Annotated in this window: 14 protein-coding genes; 6 read left to right on the top strand and 8 right to left on the bottom strand. The window is 74.5% G+C overall.

Annotated features, from left to right (window positions below):
• Positions 1-29: 29 nt before the first annotated feature.
• Positions 30-509, bottom strand: coding sequence for an SPW repeat protein (locus tag DDQ41_RS26630; protein ID WP_109296739.1), 480 nt, complete (start codon positions 507-509; stop codon positions 30-32).
• 269 nt (positions 510-778) lie between these two features.
• Positions 779-1,696, bottom strand: coding sequence for a DMT family transporter (locus DDQ41_RS26625; RefSeq protein WP_109296738.1), 918 nt, complete (start codon positions 1,694-1,696; stop codon positions 779-781).
• Between the two features lie 392 nt (positions 1,697-2,088).
• On the opposite strand from DDQ41_RS26625, the gene DDQ41_RS26620 reads away from it, so the two are divergent.
• The 4 genes from DDQ41_RS26620 to DDQ41_RS26600 all read left to right on the top strand — a co-directional run bounded on the left by DDQ41_RS26620 (position 2,089) and on the right by DDQ41_RS26600 (position 7,708).
• Entirely contained in the window at positions 2,089-2,313 is a 225-nt protein-coding gene (locus tag DDQ41_RS26620; protein ID WP_109296737.1) for a hypothetical protein, read from the top strand.
• Positions 2,310-4,631 carry an FUSC family protein gene (locus DDQ41_RS32720; RefSeq protein ID WP_262508580.1) on the top strand — a complete coding sequence of 774 codons (2,322 nt, stop codon included), beginning with the start codon at positions 2,310-2,312 and terminating at the stop codon, positions 4,629-4,631. The genes DDQ41_RS26620 and DDQ41_RS32720 overlap by 4 nt, the downstream gene beginning before the upstream one ends.
• A gap of 7 nt (positions 4,632-4,638) precedes the next feature.
• Positions 4,639-5,811 (top strand): PP2C family protein-serine/threonine phosphatase, encoded by a 1,173-nt coding sequence (locus DDQ41_RS26605; protein WP_262508579.1) that lies wholly within the window; start codon positions 4,639-4,641, stop codon positions 5,809-5,811.
• Between the two features lie 631 nt (positions 5,812-6,442).
• A complete protein-coding gene (locus DDQ41_RS26600; RefSeq protein WP_109296736.1) occupies positions 6,443-7,708 on the top strand; it encodes a streptophobe family protein in 1,266 nt (421 codons plus the stop codon).
• A gap of 551 nt (positions 7,709-8,259) precedes the next feature.
• Here the strand turns inward: DDQ41_RS26600 and DDQ41_RS26590 are convergent.
• From DDQ41_RS26590 to DDQ41_RS26570, 5 genes are all read right to left on the bottom strand, one after another.
• On the bottom strand, positions 8,260-9,411 hold the full coding sequence (locus DDQ41_RS26590) for an XdhC family protein (RefSeq protein ID WP_109296734.1): 1,152 nt from the start codon (positions 9,409-9,411) through the stop codon (positions 8,260-8,262).
• Positions 9,412-9,456: 45 nt separating this feature from the next.
• Complete coding sequence (locus DDQ41_RS26585) at positions 9,457-10,920, bottom strand: NCS2 family permease (protein ID WP_109296733.1); 1,464 nt, start codon at positions 10,918-10,920, stop codon at positions 9,457-9,459.
• 290 nt (positions 10,921-11,210) lie between these two features.
• On the bottom strand, positions 11,211-13,619 hold the full coding sequence (locus tag DDQ41_RS26580; RefSeq protein WP_109296732.1) for a xanthine dehydrogenase family protein molybdopterin-binding subunit: 2,409 nt from the start codon (positions 13,617-13,619) through the stop codon (positions 11,211-11,213).
• Positions 13,620-13,623: 4 nt separating this feature from the next.
• The gene (locus DDQ41_RS26575) at positions 13,624-14,214 is read right to left on the bottom strand and encodes a (2Fe-2S)-binding protein (protein ID WP_109296731.1); all 591 of its coding nucleotides are present in this window, start codon (positions 14,212-14,214) and stop codon (positions 13,624-13,626) included.
• A 2-nt stretch (positions 14,215-14,216) separates the two neighbouring features.
• Positions 14,217-15,107 (bottom strand): FAD binding domain-containing protein, encoded by an 891-nt coding sequence (locus tag DDQ41_RS26570; RefSeq protein WP_109296730.1) that lies wholly within the window; start codon positions 15,105-15,107, stop codon positions 14,217-14,219.
• 280 nt (positions 15,108-15,387) lie between these two features.
• Between DDQ41_RS26570 and DDQ41_RS26565 the strand changes: the two genes are divergently transcribed.
• Entirely contained in the window at positions 15,388-17,199 is a 1,812-nt protein-coding gene (locus tag DDQ41_RS26565) for a PucR family transcriptional regulator ligand-binding domain-containing protein (RefSeq protein ID WP_109296729.1), read from the top strand.
• A gap of 629 nt (positions 17,200-17,828) precedes the next feature.
• A complete protein-coding gene (locus tag DDQ41_RS26560; protein WP_174720326.1) occupies positions 17,829-18,593 on the top strand; it encodes a hypothetical protein in 765 nt (254 codons plus the stop codon).
• A gap of 314 nt (positions 18,594-18,907) precedes the next feature.
• Here DDQ41_RS26560 and DDQ41_RS26555 read toward each other — a convergent pair whose 3' ends face one another.
• Entirely contained in the window at positions 18,908-19,669 is a 762-nt protein-coding gene (locus DDQ41_RS26555) for a GntR family transcriptional regulator (RefSeq protein WP_262508689.1), read from the bottom strand.
• Between the last annotated feature and the right edge of the window lie 561 nt (positions 19,670-20,230).

Raw genomic sequence — 20,230 nt, 5'->3', positions numbered from 1 at the left:
GGCCGGGGCCCTCGCGGTGCGGAGTGCCGTCAGCTCAGGGGGCCGAGGTCACCGCTCCGGCCTCCCGAGGACCGGGCGGAACGGGAGGTTCCGGGGCGGTCGGTCATACCGGCCATGGCCACGCCGATACAGAGCGCCACGATGCCGGTGACGACATTGCTGACGACACTGCCGGTGACGGCGACGTTCCCGGCGACGATCCAGGGGGAGAAGATCGTGAAGGTGCCGATCACGATGGCGCACCAGGCCATCGCGTGGGTCCGCTCGTAGGCCGAACCGAACCCGCCCAGACACAGGGCGAAGGCGACACCGCAGATCAGGTTGGTGACGGCAAGAGTGGTGAGGCCGTTGAAACCGACGATCCACGGCGAGGCCGCGAGGTAGAGGCCCGTGAGCAGGGCCAGCGTTTCCGTCACCTGGCCGCGCGGCGACGTGGTGGCGCGCTCGAAGCGTGCACGCATCTCGGCGAGGTCGGGGTGCTGCTCGATGCCGGGTTGGTGGGTGGTCATGCGGGCCGCCTCCTTCGGAAGCGTCTGTTCGTGCCCTTTCACCTGCAATGAAACGCTTCTCGGCCGGATCTCTCAATCCCCCTTCGGGTAATCCCCCTTCGAACCATCCCCGTTCGAGCCATCCCCGTTCGGCAACCCCTCTTCGGCAACCCTCTCTCGGCAATCCTCTTCTCGGACCCGCCCCGGGGTGCTCCGGCGGGCCCGTCCGGTTCCCCCCGGGGCCGGCGCACGGCTTTCCGGCCGGGTGGCGCCTCTCCCGGCGGACCGGTTCAGGGCAGGGTCTGCCCGGCCTGGGGAGGTGCGGCCCCGGAGGTCTTGTCCGACGCCACGAGGGACTCCGCGAGGGGGATGCGGGAGAGGGCGAACACGCCGACGGTGATCAGCGCGAGCCCCAGCAGTTCCGGCAGCAGCCACCAGCCGGTGCGCACATGCTCCTCGTAGAGGGTGACGCCGAGCAGCAGGCTCAGGGTGGCGTCCCCGAGGGTCAGCGCGGGCTGGGAGGCGACCAGCGGGCCCGCCTGGAGGGCGTTCTCCAGCAGGAACAGCGCGGTGCCGCCGGTGACCGCGAAGGCGTACACCTCCCAGGAGGTGAAGAAGGCCGCGGCTCCCTCGTCCTCGAAGATGTGGGTAGCCGACTTCATGAGCGCCGCCGTGAGGGCGTAGCTGATGGCGGTGGCCGTGCCGAGGAGGGCGGCGCGGGTCCGCCCCACGGGACGCCGCAGGGCCACGGCCGAGAGCACGATGACGGCCCCTCCGCAGAAGGCGAGCACCGGCACCCAGCGGTCGAGGGGCACCTGAGTGCGGTTTCCGACCGGGGACAGTGCGGCCAGGGCGATGCCGAGGCCCACCACGACGAGGCCGACGGCCGCCCAGCCGGCCCGGGGCAGGCGCTGGCGCATCACCATCGAGGCGATGATCAGGGCGAGCGGCAGTTCGAGGACGAACAGCGGCTGGACGATGGCCAGCGGCCCGGTGTTCAGCGCCAGGGCCTGGCACACCCCGGCCACGAGGACGGCGGCGATCCCGGTCAGCCAGAGGGGACGGCGCAGCAGATCGAGCATCAGCCCCGGGCGCAGACCGCTGGAGCTGGGCACCTTGAGGGCCTCCTGGCGCTGCAGCACGGTGGCGGTGGCGTTGCTGAGCGCCGAGGCGAGGGCGAAGACCACCGGCAGCAGGAGCGACTGCACCGTACGATCCTCCCGCCTCCCGCCCCGTGGCCGCTGTGGCTCCTGCCATCGTGAACCGGCGTGGAGCCCACCGCGATCGGGGACGCCCGACCGCGGGCCGATCGGGGAGTACCGGACCGGCGCCCGGGCGGCGGGCCGATCGGGAGTACCGGGCCGCGGGCCGGGCGGGCAAGGCCGGACCGGCGCCCGGGCGCGGACCACCCGACCGCGGGCCGGGTGGGCGCCGCCCGCCCCGACCATGCCGGCACGGGCCCGACCATGCCGGCACGGGCCCGGCCGGAACGGGACGAGCCGGGCTGCGCTTCCGTCGGGGTCGTCCCACAATGGGCAGCGGGTCGCTGTCCGGCCCGCCCACGACGCCGCGGCGGCGTCGGCCCGAGAGGAACGTGCTCATGCGCGCTGAGTCTTCGCCGGCCGCGCGGACGGGGGCCGTCATCGCGGTCACGGGCGCACCCGTGTGCATCGGGCCCGGACCCTCCACACCGGGCGGTGCCGTAACGGGTGCCGCAGCGCTGCTCTGCGGCACCCGGTACAGCACCCGGTACGGCACCGCCCGGCTGCCCGACGGGCTCCGCGGGGCGCCGCTCCGCACGGCTCCCGGCGGGGACGCGCCGTGAGGAGCGGCCCGGAGCGCACGGAGATCCTGCACCGGTCGCTGCGGGTGTCCCTCACCGCGTCCGTGGGCTTCTACCCCTTCCTGTACTGGCTTCACGAGCCAGTCCTGGCGCTGTACGCGCTGTTCGCGCCGATCGCCCTCGGTCTGCTGTCCTCGATCCCCGGGTCGGGACGGCAGCGGGCCGTGGTGATGCTCAAGGCGCTGCCGGTGGGCGTGGTGCTGGTAGCCCTGGGGACCCTGCTGGCGGTGCAGACCTGGGCCGCGGTGCTCGGCATGCTCGTCGTGGGTTTCCTGCTCGCCTTCGCCGCGGTCGCGGGGCCGAGCCCGGCCGGGGCGGCGCCGGGGCTCCAGCTCTTCTACATCCTGGCCTGCTTCCCGCCGTACCAGCCCGAGAGCCTGTGGCTGCGGCTGGCCGGGCTCGTCTTCGGGGTGGTGGTGCTCGCGCTGTGCGAGCTGTTCCTGCTGCCGCAGGCACCCGGTCCGACGTACCGCTCTGCCCTCGCGGAGGCCGTGGCCACGGCGGGCGACACCCTCGCGGACCGCGTCCACCTCTCCCCCGAGGACCTCAGGGCCGCGGGCGCGGACCTGCGGTTGTCCCGGTTCCCGCCGGCGGAGCGCCCGGCGGGTCCCGGCCGTGCCGTCCGCGGGCTCTCCCACGCCGGGTCCGCGGCCCGCCGGCTGCTGGAACAGCTGGCCCATCTGACCGAGACCGGCGAACTCCGCCTGCTCGTCCGGGGGGACGGCGTCGGGGGCAGCACCGGCAGCAGCAGCGGGAACAGCGCCGGGAACGGCAACGGCAGCAGCGCCGGGAACACCAGCGGGAACAGCACCGGCAGCGGCACCGGAACCGGAACCGGAACCGGCGACGGGAACAGCAGCGCCGGCAGCGCGGAAGGTGCCGACACAGCCTCACTGTCGCTGCTGCCGCAGGTGGCCTCCCTGTGCGAGGAGACCTGCGCCGCCCTGCGGGCGGGCCGCCCCCCTTCCGGCCCGGATCGGATGGACGAGGCGATCCACGCTTTCCAGCAGACACGCATACGGCAGGTGACCGGGCCCTCCTCCGACGTGCCCCCGGTGCCGGTACTGCACCGGCAGGCGGCGGTGCTGGCCGTCGCCGAGTCGGCGCGGATCCTGGAGATCGCGGTACGGGTCGGACTCGACGGGCGGCGCACCCCGCCGTTCGAGCCGCGGGAGCTGTTCTGGTACGCCCACGCCCCCACCGCACAGCTGTGGATCAACCGGTTCACCGGCAACCTCACCCTCCGCTCGGTGCAGTTCCAGAACGCCATGAGGATCGCGCTGGCCCTCGCCGCCGCGCGGCTCGTCGCCGGTTCACTCGACCTGACGCACGGGTTCTGGGTGCTGCTGGCGGTGCTGACGCTGAGCCGCACCACCGCCGGGCAGACCTGGGCGGTCATCCGCACGGCCGTCGCCGGCAATCTCGTCGGCGCTCTCGCCGCGGGTGCCCTGCTCATCGGCCTGGGACAGCACATCGAGGCGTACGCCGCGCTTCTCGCACCGGGCATGCTGCTCGCCTTCGCACTCGGACCGCTGCTGGGCATCGCCTGGGCGCAGGGGCTGTTCACCCTCGTGGTGGCCATCGCGTTCGCCCAGATCGCCCCGGCGACCTGGCGGCTGGCCGAGGCGCGGATCGTGGACGTGGTGACCGGAAGCGCCATCGGTCTGCTGTGCGCGATGCTCGCCTGGCCGGCCGGCGCCCGGCGCGAGGTACGGCGAACCATGGCGGAGCTGCTGCACGCGTGCACCCCCCTCATCAGGGGCACCGTCGCGGTGCTTACGGCCGTGCCGCCGGGCTCGGCCTCTCCCCCGCCGACGCAGCCCGCCCTGCACCGGCTGCGCCTCGCCGAGGCGGCCTACGACCAGTTCCGCAGCGAGCCGGCGGGCAGCAGACCCGCCCAAGCCGACTGGCACGCCGTGCTGATCGCGGCCGGCCAGGTCCTGCTCGGCGCCCACTGGCTGCCCAGGTTCGACATGCCCGCGACCGCGCTTCCGCCGGACGCCGCCGACCGGGCGCTGACCGGTGCCCACGCGGTGGCCGACACCACCGTCCGGCTCGCCTGCCTGTGCACGGGGGACCGGCCGCCGCCGGGCGTGGCGACCCGCTCGGCGCCCTCCCCTCCCGTCGGGCCGCCGCTGCCCGCGCTGGTCGACCTCGATGTGTGGCTGCGCAGCCTCGACGCCCAGTTCGCGCGGATCGAGGCCGGGCTGCCCCGGACGGCCGACCGGGCGGCACCCGGTACGGCCGCCGGCGGAACCGCGGGCCGCCTGTCCGGGCCCCGCCGGCGGCCCGAAGGCTAGGGCGCCCGTGTCCCGCCGGGGCCTACGCACCGCACTGCGGCACCCGTCCCCACGCCACGGATGGGTGTGGTGGCTGCCGCTGGTCGCGGTGGCCGTCGACGTGGCCGCGAACCTGACCATCGGGAGACGCGAGCCGGTGAGCTTCCTGCTCGTCGCCGTACCGCCGCTGGCCGCGGCGACGCGCGGCCCGCGGGGCACTGCGCTCTCGGCGGCGGTGTGCCTGGGACTTCAGATGTGGATGGCGGCCCGCCTCCCCGGGCACTTCGGCGAGTCCCACCATGTGGCCCTCTACGCGACCACGCTCGTCGTCGGAGTCGCCAGCATCGCGCTGGCCCGGCAGCGGGAGCGGACCCGCCGCGATCTGATCCGGGCCCACTCGGTCGCCGAGGCGATGCAGCGGACGCTGCTGCGGCCGGTGCCGCCCCGGCTCGGCCCGGTGCGCGCCGCCGGGTTCTACGAGGCCGGTGAGGGCGGCACGCTCGTCGGCGGGGATCTGTACGACGTGTGCGAGACGCCCTTCGGGGTACGGGCGATCATCGGTGACGTCCGGGGCAAGGGACTGGACGCGGTCCAGACGGTCTCGGCCGTGCTGGGCAGCTTCCGCGTGTCGGCCCACGAGTGGAAGAGCCCGAGCAGCCTGGCCGAGAGGCTGGAACTCAGCATCGCCCGCAACAGCCCGGCGGGCGGGGAGGGCGACCCGGAGCTGTTCGTCACGGCCCTGGTGCTGGAGTTCCCGCCGGGCGGCGGCGAGGTGCGGATCGTCGACCGCGGCCACCCGCCGCCGCTGCTGGTCGGCCCGCGAGGCGCGCGGCGGCTGGTCACCACGCCCGCACTGCCCCTGGGCCTCGGCGGACTGGCGCAGCCGCCGGACGGCGACGACACCACCGTGCACCGGCTCGAGCCGGGCGAGGTGCTCGTCGTCATCACGGACGGGGTGAGCGAGGCCCGGAACGAGGACGGCGTGTTCTATCCCGTACTGGAGCGCCTCGGTGAGCACTTCGGCGGCGGCCCCGCACCGGATCCCGAGGCGGTCGTGTCGTTCGTACGGTCCGACTCGGAACGCTGGTCGGCCCGGTCCGACGGCGACGACCGGGCGGCCCTCGCGCTCTCCCTGGCCGGTGCGGAGCCGCGGCTCCGGCGCACCGGGCGCGCCTCCGCCCGCACACGGCCGCGCGGGTAGGCTCGCGGGCGCGGAACCGGGGAGCGCGACGCGAAACCGGGGAGCGCGACGCGAAACCGGGGAGCGCGACGCGAAACCGGGGAGCGCGACGCGAAACCGGGGAGCGCGACGCGAAACCGGGGAGCGCGACGCGAAACCGGGGAGCGCGACGCGAAACCGGGGAGCGCGACGCGGAACGGAAAGCACGGCGCGGAACCGGAAGGCACGAGGCGGGGGCTCGGCTCCTTCGCGAGTGCCGGGGCACCCACCGCCCGCGGTGTGCACCGCCGACGGGCGCGCCGAGCCGGCGGACGTACCGGCCCCCGACGGCGGTTGCACACTCACGGGCCCTGCTTCCCGGCCCGGCACATGCCCTCCGGGAAGCCCTGGAAGCCCCGGAGGTCCCGAGATCCGGAAGCCCTGGAAGCCCCGGAGGTCCCGAGATCCGGAAGCCCCGGAGGTCCCGGAAGTCCCGGGCCCCACCGGCCATGCCGGAGTCCGAGGGCTCTTCCACCCGTTGCGTGCCGGGCCGCTGTGTGCCCCGCGCGCCGGACCGGCAGGACGGAAGGGCTGAGAGCCGCCGGGACCGCGGGGCGAACCGGTCGGACCAGCCGGGCGCGCGGCAGGGCTTCCCGTTGCCTACGGTGGCAGCGTGAGCCGTCAGCCCACCACTCCCCGGCGCGGCGCCGCGAACGGCCTGCGCGACTGGCGTGACGCGCTGGTGGCGGTCGTGGCGGGATTCGCCGCGATGCTCGCCGTGGCCGCGGCCGGGCTGTGGGCGGCGGGTGCGGCGGACCTTCCCGGCGGGGCCTTCCCCCGGGTCGTGGCGGCCGTCGTGGTCCTGGCGGCCGGCGGTGAGGTGGCGCTCACCGGGGACGCGGGGTTCCTGGCCCGGTCGCAGGCCGAACTCTCCGTGATGCCGCTGTCGGTGAGCCTGGTGGGAGCCCTGGTGGCGGGGACGGCGTTCCTGCGGCCGCTGCGGCACCGCGCCGTGGCGGGTACCCGCGAGGTGCTCGGCCGGTTCGCCCGGCTGGCGGTCCTGTGGCTGGCGGCCCTGGCGGGGCTGACCGCCGCGGCGCGCACGACGTTCCGGATCCCGCTCGACGGGGACTCCCTGCTGACCGGCATCGGCGAGTTCCTGGACATCGCTCCCCGGGTCGGCTTCCGTGCCGAGACGGGGCCCAGTCTGCTGTACGGACTGCTCTGGCTGATCGGCGTGGCAGCCCTGGCCCTGCTGGCGTCCCGCAGGGCCGCACTGCCCCCGCGGCTTGCGGGCGTCCGGGAGACGGTGGGACCCGCCGCATACGCCATGGTGTGGCTGCTGCTGGCGTATGTCGTGGTCGGGCTGGTCGCGGGCATCGTGGACGCGGCGACCCAGGGGCACCCGCGCCGGACCTTCGCGGTGGTCCTGCTCGGCCTGCCCAACCTCGCCTGGCCGGCGCTCACCCTCGGCATGGGAGCGACCTGGGAGGGCAGGGTGGAAGGGCCGTTCGGGCTGCCGGTTCCGCAGGTGCTCGACACGATGCTGCGCGGGGAGGACCGCACCACGCTGAACGTGGCCACCCTGGCCGAGCAGGACGCGCGGGCATGGTGGCTGGTGGTCGTCGCGGCGGTGCTGGTGCCCGCGGCGGCCTTCCTCATGGCGGCTCGCTCGCCCGCCCGGACGAGACCCCGGGAACACGCCCTGCGCATGGGCGCGGCCCTGGCCCTCACCATGCTCGTCGTGTGCCTCACCGGCCGCATCGCCGCGCACTACGGGCTCTCGCTCCTCGGCGTCGGCGACCTCGCGGGACTCGACGGAGAGGTGTCGCTGCAACCCCGGCTCTGGGCGGCGGTGGGCATCGGCCTCGGCTGGGGCATCCTCGCGGGACTGCTGGGCGCCCTGACGGCGACATCGGGGCGGCGCCGGGCGAGGTGAGGGGCTGAGCCGTGCCGGCCCTACCGAGGGAACCGACCGGAACGGCCCAACCGAGGGATCAGACCGAACAGGCCGAACAGGCCGAACAGGCCGAACAGGCCGAACAGGCCGAACAGGCCGAACAGACGAACAGACGGAAACGGCCGAACCGACTGATCTCTTGCCGCCCTCGTCCGCCCGGGCGGCGGCCGGGCGGACGCCCCCAACCCACGGGCATCTCCAACCTACGGACGTCACAAACCTACGGACGCCCCCAGCCTGCGGACGTCACAAAACTACGGACGTCTCCAGCCTGCGGACGCCTCCCGCCGGGCCGGCACCGCCGACCCGCGGGCACCTGCGGGACGGTCCGCCCCGCGCACGCCCCGCACGCCCCACCAGGATCACCCAATCCGCCCCGTTCACCCGATTCGCGCTCGTGCGACGTCGGGCCGGAGCCGGCCAGAGCGGGCCGAAGCTGGCGCCGGAGCGTCCCGGCGAAGGCCCGGGAAGCCGTACGGCCATGAACCGTCACCCACGCCCGGCCCACCGGCGGCGGCGGCGCCCCGGTGTCAGGCGACGGACCCGACGGCCGGGGCGGGTGTGCGCGGGCCGTCGTGGTGGATCGGTGTGTGTGCGCCCGCCAGTGGGGCGCCGCTGCCGCCGCGGCGGCCCGCGACGATCTCCGCCGCGATGGACACCGCGGTCTCCTCGGGCGTACGGGCCCCGAGGTCGAGCCCGATCGGCGAGCGCAGCCTGGCGAGTTCGGGTTCGCCGACGCCCGCCTCGCGCAGCCGGGCGTTGCGGTCCTCGTGGGTGCGGCGCGAGCCCATCGCGCCGACGTAGGCGACGGGCAGCCGCAGCGCCCGCTCCAGCAGGGGTACGTCGAACTTGGCGTCGTGGGTGAGGACGCAGAGCACCGTGCGGCCGTCGACCCCGGTCGACTCGAGGTAGCGGTGCGGCCATGCGACGACGATGTCGTCGGCCTCGGGGAAGCGGGTCCGCGTGGCGAAGACGGGGCGGGCGTCGCACACGGTCACGTGGTAGCCGAGGAACTTGCCGACGCGGACGAGAGCGGAGGCGAAGTCGACGGCCCCGAAGACGATCATCCGCGGGGCGGGGACGCTGGACTCGACGAGCAGGGTGAGCGGGCGGCCGCAGCGGGAGCCGTCCGCGCCGATGCCGGTGGTGCCCGTGCGCCCGGCCTCCAGCAGGGCGCGGGCCTCGGCGGCGGCGGTGCGGTCGAGTTCGGGGTGGCCGCCGAGGGTGCCTTCGCAGGAGCCGTCGGCGCGGACCAGGAGTGCGCGGCCCATCAGTTCGCCGGGCCCGTCGGTGATCCGCGCGACCGCCGCGGCCTCCCCTCGTGCGGCGGCGGCCAGCGCCGCCGCGAGGACGTCGCGGGAGGGGGAGTCCGCGTGGACCGGGGTGACGAGGACGTCGATGGTGCCGCCGCAGGTCAGTCCGACGGCGAAGGCGTCGTCGTCGCTGTAGCCGAAGTGCTCCAGGACGGACCGGCCGTCCGCGAGCGCCTGCCGGCACAGGTCGTAGACGGCGCCCTCCACGCATCCTCCGGAGACCGAGCCGATCGCCGTGCCGTCGCCGTCGACGGCGAGCGCGGCACCGGGCTGGCGGGGTGCGCTGCCGCCGACGGCCACGACGGTGGCGACGGCGAAGTCACGTCCCTGCCCGGCCCACCGGCTCAGCTCGTCGGCGATGTCCAGCATGTCGGTCTCCTCGGGGTGGTGGATGCGTGGAGGACGCGGCCGGGCTCAGTGGACGCCCAGCCAGCCTTCGATCGGATTGAGGGCGAAGAAGACGACGAAGATCGCGGTCAGGCCCCACATGAAGCCGCCCACCTCCCGGGACCTGCCCTGGGCGACCTTGATGGCGACGTAGGAGATGACGCCCGCGGCGACACCGGGGGTGATGCTGTACGTGAACGGCATCAGCACGACGGTGAGGAAGACCGGGACGGCGACGGCGCGGTCTGCCCAGTCCACGTGCCGGGCGTTCTGCATCATCATCGCGCCGATGACGACCAGGGCCGCGGAGGCGACCTGGGGCGGCACGATCGCGGTGAGCGGGGTGAAGAAGAGGCAGGCGGCGAAGAACAGTCCGGTGACGACCGAGGCGAGGCCGGTCCGCGCGCCCTCGCCGACGCCGGTGGCGGACTCGACGAACACGGTCTGCCCGGAGCCGCCGGAGACACCTCCGATCGCACCGCCCGCGCCGTCGATGAAGAGGGCCTTGGACAGGCCCGGCAACCGGCCGCGCTCGTCGGTCAGCCTGGCCTCCGTGCCGACGCCGATGATGGTGGCCATCGCGTCGAAGAAGCCGGCGAGCACCAGGGTGAAGACGATGAACCCGACGGTGATCACGCCGATGTCGCCCCAGCCGCCGAACTCGACGTGCCCGAAGAGCGAGAAGTCGGGCATGGAGACGGCGCCGCCGGCGAGTTCCGGCGGGGACATGTTCCAGGCCTTGGCGTCGAGGCCGGCGATGTTGTGGACGGCGACCGCGACGACGGTTCCGACGGCGATGCCGACGAGGATGGCGCCGGGTATCGCACGGGCCTGGAGCATGAAGATCAGCAGCAGGGTGAAGCAGAAGACCAGTACCGGCCAGCCGGCGAGTTCGCCGCCGACGCCGAGGGTGACGGGCGGGCCGAACTCCGCGCCCTTGCCGACGAATCCGGCCTTGACCAGGCCGATCAGCGCGATGAACAGGCCGATGCCCATGGTGATGCCGTGCTTGAGTGCGAGCGGGATCGCGTTCATGATCAGCTCGCGCATGCCGGTGACCGCCAGCAGGCAGATCACCAGGCCGTACATCACGCACATGGCCATCGCCTGCGGCCAGGTCATCTGGGGGACGACCTGCGAGGCGAGGACGCCGGAGACGCTCAGGCCGGCCGCGAGGGCGAGCGGGACCTTGCCGACGAAGCCCATCAGCAGGGTGGTCGCCGCGGCCGCGAAGGCGGTCGCGGTGATGAGCCCAGGTTGGCTGAGGACGTTGCCCGCGACGTCCTCGCCGTTGAGGATCAGGGGGTTGAGCAGGAGGATGTACGCCATCGCCATGAAGGTGGTGATGCCGCCGCGCACCTCGCGCGCGAGAGTCGATCCTCTTTCGGAGATGTGAAAGTACCGGTCGAGCCAGGACCGCCCGGCGGGGACGCGCGAGCCGGAGCCGGCGTCCTCAGCGGCGGTTCTCGGCTCCACTGACGACTGGGTCATGGTTGCCTACTCCCAAGGTTCACAGGGGCACCCGCGGGGCAGTCGAGACCTCGCTCGAGCCGCGGGATTTGGGATCTTGCGCTGGCTGCACGACCCGGGGGACGGCCCGAGACGAACGGTCTGCGGGAGCGGGACCCCTCGGGGTCCGGTCCGCAGTTCTTCGGGTGCTGCTGGTGCCGGGCGCCTTGTGCGCCGCCCGGCTTCCCGGGGACTGGTCCCCGGAGGTCCTTGTGTGCCCCCGTCGGCGGCGGGGGTTCCGGGGGACGGTGGTGCCCCGGAACCCCGGCGGCTCAGGTGCCGGTGAGGTGCTCCGGGCGTACCGGCGTCCGGTTGAGTTCCAGGCCCGTCGCGTCGCGGATCGCCGCGAGGACGGCCGGGGTGGAGGACAGGGTCGGCGCCTCGCCGATGCCGCGGAGCCCGTACGGGGCGTGCTCGTCGGCGAGTTCGAGCACGTCGACCGGGATGGTCGGGGTGTCGAGGATGGTCGGGATCAGGTAGTCCGTGAAGGAGGGGTTGCGCACCTTCGCGGTCTTCGGGTCGACGATGATCTCCTCCATGACGGCCACGCCCAGTCCCTGGGTGGTGCCGCCCTGGATCTGCCCGACGACGGACAGCGGGTTGAGCGCCTTGCCGACGTCCTGGGCGCAGGCCAGCTCGACCACCTTCACCAGGCCGAGTTCGGTGTCCACCTCCACGACGGCGCGGTGCGCCGCGAAGGAGTACTGGACGTGGCCGTTGCCCTGGCCGGTGCGCAGGTCGAAGGCCTCGGTCGGGCGGTGCCGCCACTCGGCCTCCACCTCGACGGCCTCGTCCTGAAGCACGTCCACCAGGTCGGAGAGGACCTCGCCGGCGTCGGTGACGACCTTGCCGTCTTCGAGCAGCAGTTCGGCGGTGGCCCAGGCCGGGTGGTGGGAGCCGAACCTGCGGCGGCCGATCTCCAGGACCTTGTCGCGGACCAGCTCGCAGGAGTTCTTCACCGCGCCGCCGGTGACGTACGTCTGGCGGGAGGCGGAGGTGGATCCGGCGGAGCCGACCCGGGTGTCGGCCGGGTGGATGGTCACCCGGGTGACGCCCAGCTCGGTGCGGGCGATCTGGGCGTGGACGGTGACACCGCCCTGGCCGACCTCCGCCATCGCGGTGTGCACGGTGGCGACCGGCTCGCCGCCGACGACCTCCATGCGGACCCTGGCCGTCGAGTAGTCGTCGAACCCCTCGGAGAAGCCGACGTTCTTGATGCCGACGGCGTAGCCGACGCCGCGGACGACGCCCTCGCCGTGGGTGGTGTTGGACAGTCCGCCGGGCAGGGCGCGCACATCGGCCTCGCCGCCCGCGATCTCCCACTGGCGCTCCGGCGGCAGCGGGCGGGCCTTGACGCGGCGCAGCAGTTCCGCGACCGGCGCCGGGGAGTCCACCGGCTGCCCGGTGGGCATGATCGTGCCCTGCTCCATGGCGTTGAGCTGCCGGAACTCCACCGGATCCATGCCCAGCTCCGCCGCGAGCCGGTCCATCTGGGCCTCGTAGGCGAAGCACGCCTGCACCGCGCCGAAGCCGCGCATCGCGCCGCAGGGCGGGTTGTTGGTGTAGAGGGCGATGGCCTCGATGTCGACGTCGTCGACGACGTACGGGCCGACCGAGAGCGAGGAGGCGTTGCCGACGACCGCCGGGGACGCCGACGCGTAGGCGCCGCCGTCCAGGACGATCCGGCACTTCAGATGGGTGAGCTTGCCGTCCCTGGTGGCGCCGTGCTCGTAGTACAGCTTCGCCGGGTGCCGGTGCACATGGCCGAAGAAGGACTCGAAGCGGTTGTAGACCATCTTCACGGGCCTGCCGGTGCGCAGCGCGAGGAGGCAGGCGTGGATCTGCATGGAGATGTCCTCGCGGCCGCCGAAGGCCCCGCCGACGCCGGAGAGCGTCATCCGCACCTTCTCCTCGGGCAGGCCGAGGACCGGGGCGATCTGGCGGAGGTCGGAGTGCAGCCACTGGGTGGCGACGTACAGGTCGACACCGCCGTCCTCGCCGGGCACGGCGAGCCCGGACTCCGGGCCGAGGAAGGCCTGGTCCTGCATGCCGAAGACGTACTCGCCCTCGACGATGACGTCGGCGCGCTCGCGGGCCCGGGCCGCGTCGCCGCGGACGATGGGCTGGCGGTGCACGATGTTCGGGTGCGGGACGTGGCCGATGTGGTGGTCGTCGCGGCCCTCGTGGACGAGGACGGCGCCGGGGGCCGTCGCCGACGCCTCGTCGGTGATCAGCGGCAGCTCGGCGTAGTCGATCCTGATCTTGGCGGCGGCGCGGCGGGCGGTCTCGGGGTGGTCTGCGGCGACCAGGGCCACCGGCTCGCCGTGGTGGCGTACCTTCCGGTGCGCGAGGACGGGCGTGTCCTGGATCTCCAGTCCGTAGTTCCTCGTGTCCGTGGGCAGGTCGTCGTAGGTGAGGACCGCGTGGACGCCGGGCACGGCCAGCGCCTCGGAGACGTCGATGGAGCGGATCTCGGCGTGCGCGACGGTGGAGCGCAGTGTCTGGCCCCACAGCATGTCCTCGTGCCACATGTCCGAGGAGTAGGCGAACTCGCCGGTGACCTTGAGGGTGCCGTCGGGGCGCAGGGTGGACTCGCCGATGCCGCCCCTGGTCTGCGAGCCCTGGGTGACCTTGGTGGGGGTGCCGGCCGGGGCGGCGTCGGCCCGTGTGTCGGGTGCCATGGTGTCAGACCGCCTCTCCCTGGCGGGCGGCCGCGAGGCGGACCGCGTCGAGGATCTTCTCGTAGCCGGTGCAGCGGCACAGGTTGCCGGAGAGCGCCTCGCGGATGTCCGCGTCGGACGGGGAGCCGTTGCGCTCCAGCAGTTCGTCGGCGGCGACCAGCAGGCCCGGGGTGCAGAAGCCGCACTGCACGGCGCCCGCGTCGATGAACGCCTGCTGGACGGGGGACAGTTCGGCGCCCTCGCCGGTCTGCGAGTCCGTTCCGCCGGCGTTCCACCGCCGGGCCTCCTGAAGCGGCGTGCCGCAGGCGCCCGTGGCGCATCCGCCGTGTCCGTGCTCGGCGCGCTGCCGGGCGAAGTCCGCCAGGCCCTCGACGGTGACGACCTCGCGGCCCTCGACCTGCCCGGCCGCGACCAGGCAGGCGCACACCGGGACGCCGTCGAGGCGGACCGTGCAGGAACCGCACTCGCCCTGCTCGCAGGCGTTCTTGGAACCGGGCAGCCCCAGGCGCTCGCGGAGCACGTAGAGGAGGCTCTCGCCCTCCCACACGTCGTCGGCTTCCTGCTGACGGCCGTTGACCGTGAAATTCACCCGCATGGTCATGCAGCTCCTTCAAGCGTGCGGCCGCTTCCGCGGTACTGCTCCCAGGTCCAGCCGAGCGTGCGCCGGGCCATGACGCCGACCGCGTGCCTGCGGTATCGCGCGGTGCCGCGGACGTCGTCGATCGGGTTGCAGGCGCCGGAGGCGAGCTCCGCGAACTGCCTGGCGACCGAGGGAGTGATGATCCTGCCGCTGTCCCAGAAGCCGCCCTCCTCGAGCGCGGCGTTGAGGAACTCCTCGGCGGCCTCGGCGCGCACCGGGGTGGGCGCGGCGGAGCCGATGCCGGTGCGCACCGTGCGGGTCCCGGGGTGCAGCGCGATACCGAAGGCGCACACGGCGATGACCATGGCGTTGCGGGTGCCGACCTTCGAGTACTGCTGGGGTCCGTCCGCCTTCCTGACGTGGACGGCCCTGATGAGTTCGTCCGGGGCGAGCGCGTTGCGCTTCACCCCGGTGTAGAACGCGTCGATCGGGATGAGCCTGCTCCCCCGCACCGACTCCGCCTCGACCTCGGCGCCGGCGGCCAGCAGGGCCGGATGGGCGTCGCCGGCGGGGGACGCGGTGCCCAGGTTGCCGCCCACGCCGCCGCGGTTGCGGATCTGCGGCGAGGCGACGGTGTGGGAGGCGAGCGCCAGACCGGGCAGCTCGGTCCGGAGGTCTTCCATGATCCGCGTGTACGGGACGGAGGCGCCGAGCCGGACGCTCTCCTCGCCCACTTCCCACTCGCCGAGTTCGGTGATGCGGTTCAGGTCAAGGAGGTGCTCCGGCCGCCGGTGGTCGAAGTTGATCTCGACCATGATGTCGGTGCCACCCGCGATGGGCACAGCGGCGGGGTGCTCGGCCTTCGCGGCGAGCGCCTCCTCCCAGCTGGCGGGGCGAAGGAAGTCCATGGTGGCTCTCTTCTACGTGAGTAAGTCGTTCACTGGGGCCCGGGGACGGCCGGCCCTGGCGGGATGTTCATGTCCTGTTAACGCGGTGCGGCCCAGTACACAAGCACCGCCCCGCCGGGTGCAGTCACCGAAACCATGAAGGAGTTGGCTGGTCGCCACCCTCGTCTTGTAGATTCGAACGAAAGGCGGAGGCCGACAACCGGTCCGATTTCCTCCTGAAACCCCGGCACTCCCCTCACCACGGCCCAACGGCACGACACGACAGATCGGCGGCGACGAGATGCGGCTGCGCGCACTGCTGGAGACCGAGGCGCTGGGACTGCGGCTGCTCGGCGGCGACGACGAGCTGGACCGCACCGTCCGCGGTGTCATGACGACCGACCTGCGTGACCCGAGCCGCTACCTCTCGGGCGGTGAACTCGTGCTCACCGGGCTCGCCTGGCGGCGCGGCGCCGATGATTCCGAGCCTTTCGTACGCATTCTCGCAAGCGCGGGCGTCGTCGGACTGGCCGCGGGCGAGGCGGAACTCGCCGGCATCCCGGACGACCTGGTCCTGGCCTGCGAGCGGCACAGGCTGCCGCTCTTCGCCGTGAACGAGGACGTCGCGTTCGCGACGATCACCGAGCATGTGGTGCGCCAGGTGTCGGGAGAGCGGGCCGGTGACCTCGCCGCCGTGGTCGACCGCCACCGCCGGCTGATGACCTCGGGCCCTGCGGGCGGCGGCCCCGAGGTGGTGCTCGACCTCCTCGGCTCCGACCTGGACCTGCGCGCCTGGGTCCTCTCCCCGACCGGCCGCCGGATCGCGGGGGCCGGTGAGCCGCTGGCGCCCGGCGCCGGAGCCGCGCTGGCCGCCGAACATCTGGCCGCGACCCGCACGGGACGGCGCGGGCCGCACCGCGCGACGGTCGGCGGTACCACGTACTCGCTCTTCCCGATCCGGAACACGGGCCGGGCCGCCGCACCGGCCTCCCGGGACGTCCGGGAGACCGTGCTGTCCGACTGGCTGCTGGCCGTGGAGGCCGACGCGGCCGACTGGCCGGCCGCCCGGCTCGACCTGCTCCAGGGCGTCACCCAGCTGATCGCCGTCGAACGGGACCGGCGGGACGCGGCCCGCACCGTGCGGCGCCGCCTCGCCCAGGAGGTCCTGGAACTCGTCCAGACCGGCGCCCCGCCCGCCGAGATCGCCGCCAGGCTGAGGGTCGCCGCCCCCGTCCTGCTGCCGGGCCTCGGCACGGCGCCCCACTGGCAGGTCGTGGTGGCCCGCGTCGACTGGGACGCACGGGGCGGCTCTCCCGTCGAGAGCGGCCCGGCGGCCCAGGTGCTCCTGGAGGAGATCCTCGTAGACCCGGCGGACCCGGGCTCGGAGACCGCGGACCGGATCGCCGTCGCCCACACCGGCACGGAGGCCGTCGCACTCGTCCCGCTCCCGGCGGCCGGCGCCGCCGGGGGATCGCCGGACGGCGAGGGACACGGCGGTGAGGGGCACGCCGGGCCGGACGGCGAGGGACACGCCGGGCCGGACGACACAGGACACGCCGGGGAGGGGCGCGCCGGGGAGGGGCGCGCCGGAGGGCCGGAACCCGGCAAGGACCGCACCGGGCTGCACGCGGACGCCCTGCTCGCCGCCGTCCGCGAAACACTCTCCGCCGGGCTCGCCGACGACGGCCGCCTCACCCTCGGCGTCAGTGCCGCCGTCCACTCCGCGGAAGGGCTGCGCGGCGCCCTGGAGGAGGCCCGGCACGCCCGCCGCGTCGCCGCCGCACGCCCGGGCCGGGTGTGCGCGGCCGGCCATCACGAGCTGGCGTCCCACGTCCTGCTGCTGCCGTTCGTCCCCGACGACGTGCGCAGGGCCTTCACGGCCCGGCTGCTCGACCCGCTGCGCGACTACGACCGCCGCCACCGCGCCGAGCTGATCGAGACGCTCGAGGCCTTCCTGGACTGCGACGGTTCCTGGACACGCTGCGCGAACCGGCTCCATCTGCATGTGAACACGCTGCGCTACCGGGTGGGACGGATCGAGCAGCTCACGGGCCGGGACCTGTCGCGGCTGGAGGACAAGCTCGACTTCTTCCTGGCCCTGCGGATGAGCTGAAGCGGCCCGGGACGAAGCGGCCCGGGACCGAAGCGGCCGGGGACCGTCCGGCGGAGGCTCCCGGCGGCCGCGGCCGCGGACGGGGTCCGGTCACGGCCGGGGACGCAGCCGGGAGCCGGTCACGGCCGAGGTCCGGTCTCAGTCGGGGCCCGGTCGCACCGGGGTCGCGGACGGGGTCCGGTCACGGCCGGGGACGCAGCCGAGGGCCGGTCACGGCCGAGGTCCGGTCTCAGTCGGGGTCGTAGCCAGGATCCGGTCACGGCCAGGGGCACAGCCAGGATCCGGTCACGGCCGAGGTCGCAGTCGGGGTCCGGTCACGGCCAGGGGCACAGCCAGGATCCGGTCACGGCCGGGGGCGCAGACGCACACGGCTGCGCAAGGGGATTCGCTACGCGCCCCCGCGCGATGAGCCCCCGTCAAGCGGCGTACATGCGTTCACCCGATTGTCTGCGATGCTGCCACCGATCCCGTATCGCACCGGAATTGCACGGCCTTCACCGATCCCGCACCCGGCGATTGTGAATTGGTTCACCAGACCTCTTGGCCCTGCGACCCGATCCGTGCTCTGATTCCGTCTGACTCAACAGCACAATGGCGCGCTTGGGGAGGGCAATGTGGCGTATACCGCCATGTCTGGTTCCGGAGCCACAGCAGGTGACGATCCACTCCAGACCGCGGTATGGCGGCTGCGCTCGCGCGGCTGTTGGACGGACGCGGCAGCCCTGCTCGCCCCCCACGCGGCGTCCGCCGCGCCGGCCCTGCAACGCGCCTCGCTCCTCGTGGAGCGCTGCCTATTCACCGGCGCCGGGTGGGCGGACGCGGAGGACGCCCTGCGCACGGCGGAGGCCGCTGCGCGCGACGACGGCGAGCGCGGCTCTGCCGCCTGCGAGCGCGGCCAACTCGCCTACGCCTGCACCGTGCTGGGCGTCCGTGATCGGGCCGACGAGGCCCGCGCCGCCCTCGGCCGCGCGGCGGCGCTGCTCGCGCCGGACGCGGCGGGCCGGCCGCTCCTCGACTTCCGGCGCGGCCTGGTCGCCGAGCACCTCGCGGACTCCGCCCAGGCCGCCCGAGCGGCCTACCACCGCGCCCACGCCGGTGCCCTCGCCCACGGGGACATGCTGCTGCTGTCCTTCACCTGGCGCCATCTCGCCGCGCTCGCCCTGCGCGACGGCGAACTCGCCGAGGCACGGCAGGGGTTCGCCGAGTCCCTGCGCATCCGCGAGGAGCTGGGCTATCTGATCGGAACGGCCCCGGCGCTGGCGGCGCTCGCCGACGCGCAGCCCGAGCCGGAGGCCTCCCGCCTCCGGACCGAGGCGGCCCGCCTCTTCCGGCTGCTCGGCGGCGTCCCGACCTGGCTCGCGGACCAGCTGGCCCCGCCGGCCCCCGCGGCGTGACACTCGAGCGCGACACTACGGGCGCCGGACCGGCCCGGGACCGCCCCGGCGGCGTGGCACGCCGGGCAGCCCGCCCGTACCCGCGGGCGTCCGGGGCCGTCCCGGGAGCCTTTCGACCGGCGCTACAAGTGAGCCCGTACCCGCGGGCGTCCGGGGCCGTCCCGGCAGCGCACCGTGCCGGGAGCTTTCCGGCGCCGGGCCGCGACGCACGGGCTGCGGCGGTCGGCGCGGGGAACGTGCCGTGACCGGGAACAGCGTGCCGTGACCAGGAGGAGAGTGTCCTCCGCGCCGGCGACGAGCGGCACCGGCCGCGCCTAGTGTCCCGAGCCGTTGAAGTGCTCCCGTACCAGGGAGGCCACCACGGGCAGGTCCTGCGCCATGAGCGCGTCCAGCAGCGCCGCGTGCTCGGCCGCGTCGGCCACCAGGTCCGCCCGGCGGGGGGCGGGTGAGTTGAGGAGAGGCCACTGGGAGCGGCGGTGGAGGTCGTCCGCGACGGCGACGAGCTGTTCGTTCCCGGCGAGCGAGAGCACGGCGCGGTGGAAGGCGCGGTCGGACTCCGCATAGCCCGCCCGGTCGCCGGTCGCGGCGGCGGCGGTGGTCGCCTCGGCGAGCGGGACGAGTTCGGCCCAGCACGCGGGCGGGACGGTACGGGCGAGCCTCAGCATCACCGGAACCTCGATGAGGCAGCGGACCTCGGCGAGTTCGGCCAGTTCCCGGACCGTGCGCACGACCACGCGGAAGCCCCGGTTCGGGATCGTCTCGACCGCTCCTTCGACGGCGAGCTGCTGCATCGCCTCGCGTACGGGGGTGGCGGAGACGCCGTACCGCTCGCCGAGCACGGGCGCCGAGTAGACCTCGCCGGGGCGCAGTTCGCCGCTGACGAGAGCCGCACGAAGCGCGTCCAGTACCTGGCCGCGCACGGAGTGGCGACGGACGACCGTGCCGGGCGCCGGGGGCTCGCCATGGGTGTGCTCACCGCGGGCCCGGGCGGCGGACGCGGCCTCCGCCCCCTCTTCACGTCTGCGCGGGACGGGGCCGTCGGTGCCGGACGGCCCCCGGCCCGGTCCCCCGTCCAGGCCGCTCCCCCGCCCGCCGGAGAACGGCCGGGCGCCGGGGTCGCACTCCTCGCGGGCCTGCCCGGGGACCGGAACGGGCCCCTGCCGGGGTGGGGGCCCCGTCGCGGGACGGTGTCGGAGTTCCGGCGCGGGCTGGTCGGCCCGGACCGGAGCCGGGCGGTGCGCGGGAGCCGGTCCATACGAGGGCGTCCGGCCATGCGCCGGGCCCGGCTCGTCTGCCGGCCCCACAACCGAACCCGAAGCCGGACCCGGACCCGGACCCCGACCCGGTCCATACGAGTAGGCCGCGCCGTGCCCGGCGAGCCCGCCGTGGCCCGGAGGCCCGCTCTGCCCCGGAGGCCCGCCGTAGGCCGCAGGCTCACCGTGGGCCGCAGGCCCGCCGTGCGAAGGAGCAGGCTCCGGGGCCGGGGCGGTGCCCGGGCCCGGGGCCGGGGCGGTGCCCGGGACGGGGCGGGGCCCGTGCGCCGCCCTCGTCTGCCCTGGAGCACACGCGGACGCGGAAGGCGGCGCCGCGGCGCGGACGCGCGCTTGGCCCTGGTCCACTCGGGTTCTCCTCCGGCT

Source organism: Streptomyces spongiicola (assembly GCF_003122365.1).
Taxonomy (GTDB): Bacteria; Actinomycetota; Actinomycetes; order Streptomycetales; family Streptomycetaceae; genus Streptomyces; species Streptomyces spongiicola.
The sequence above is the reverse complement of the archived record's forward strand: the minus strand, read 5'-3'. Positions and strand labels throughout refer to the sequence as shown.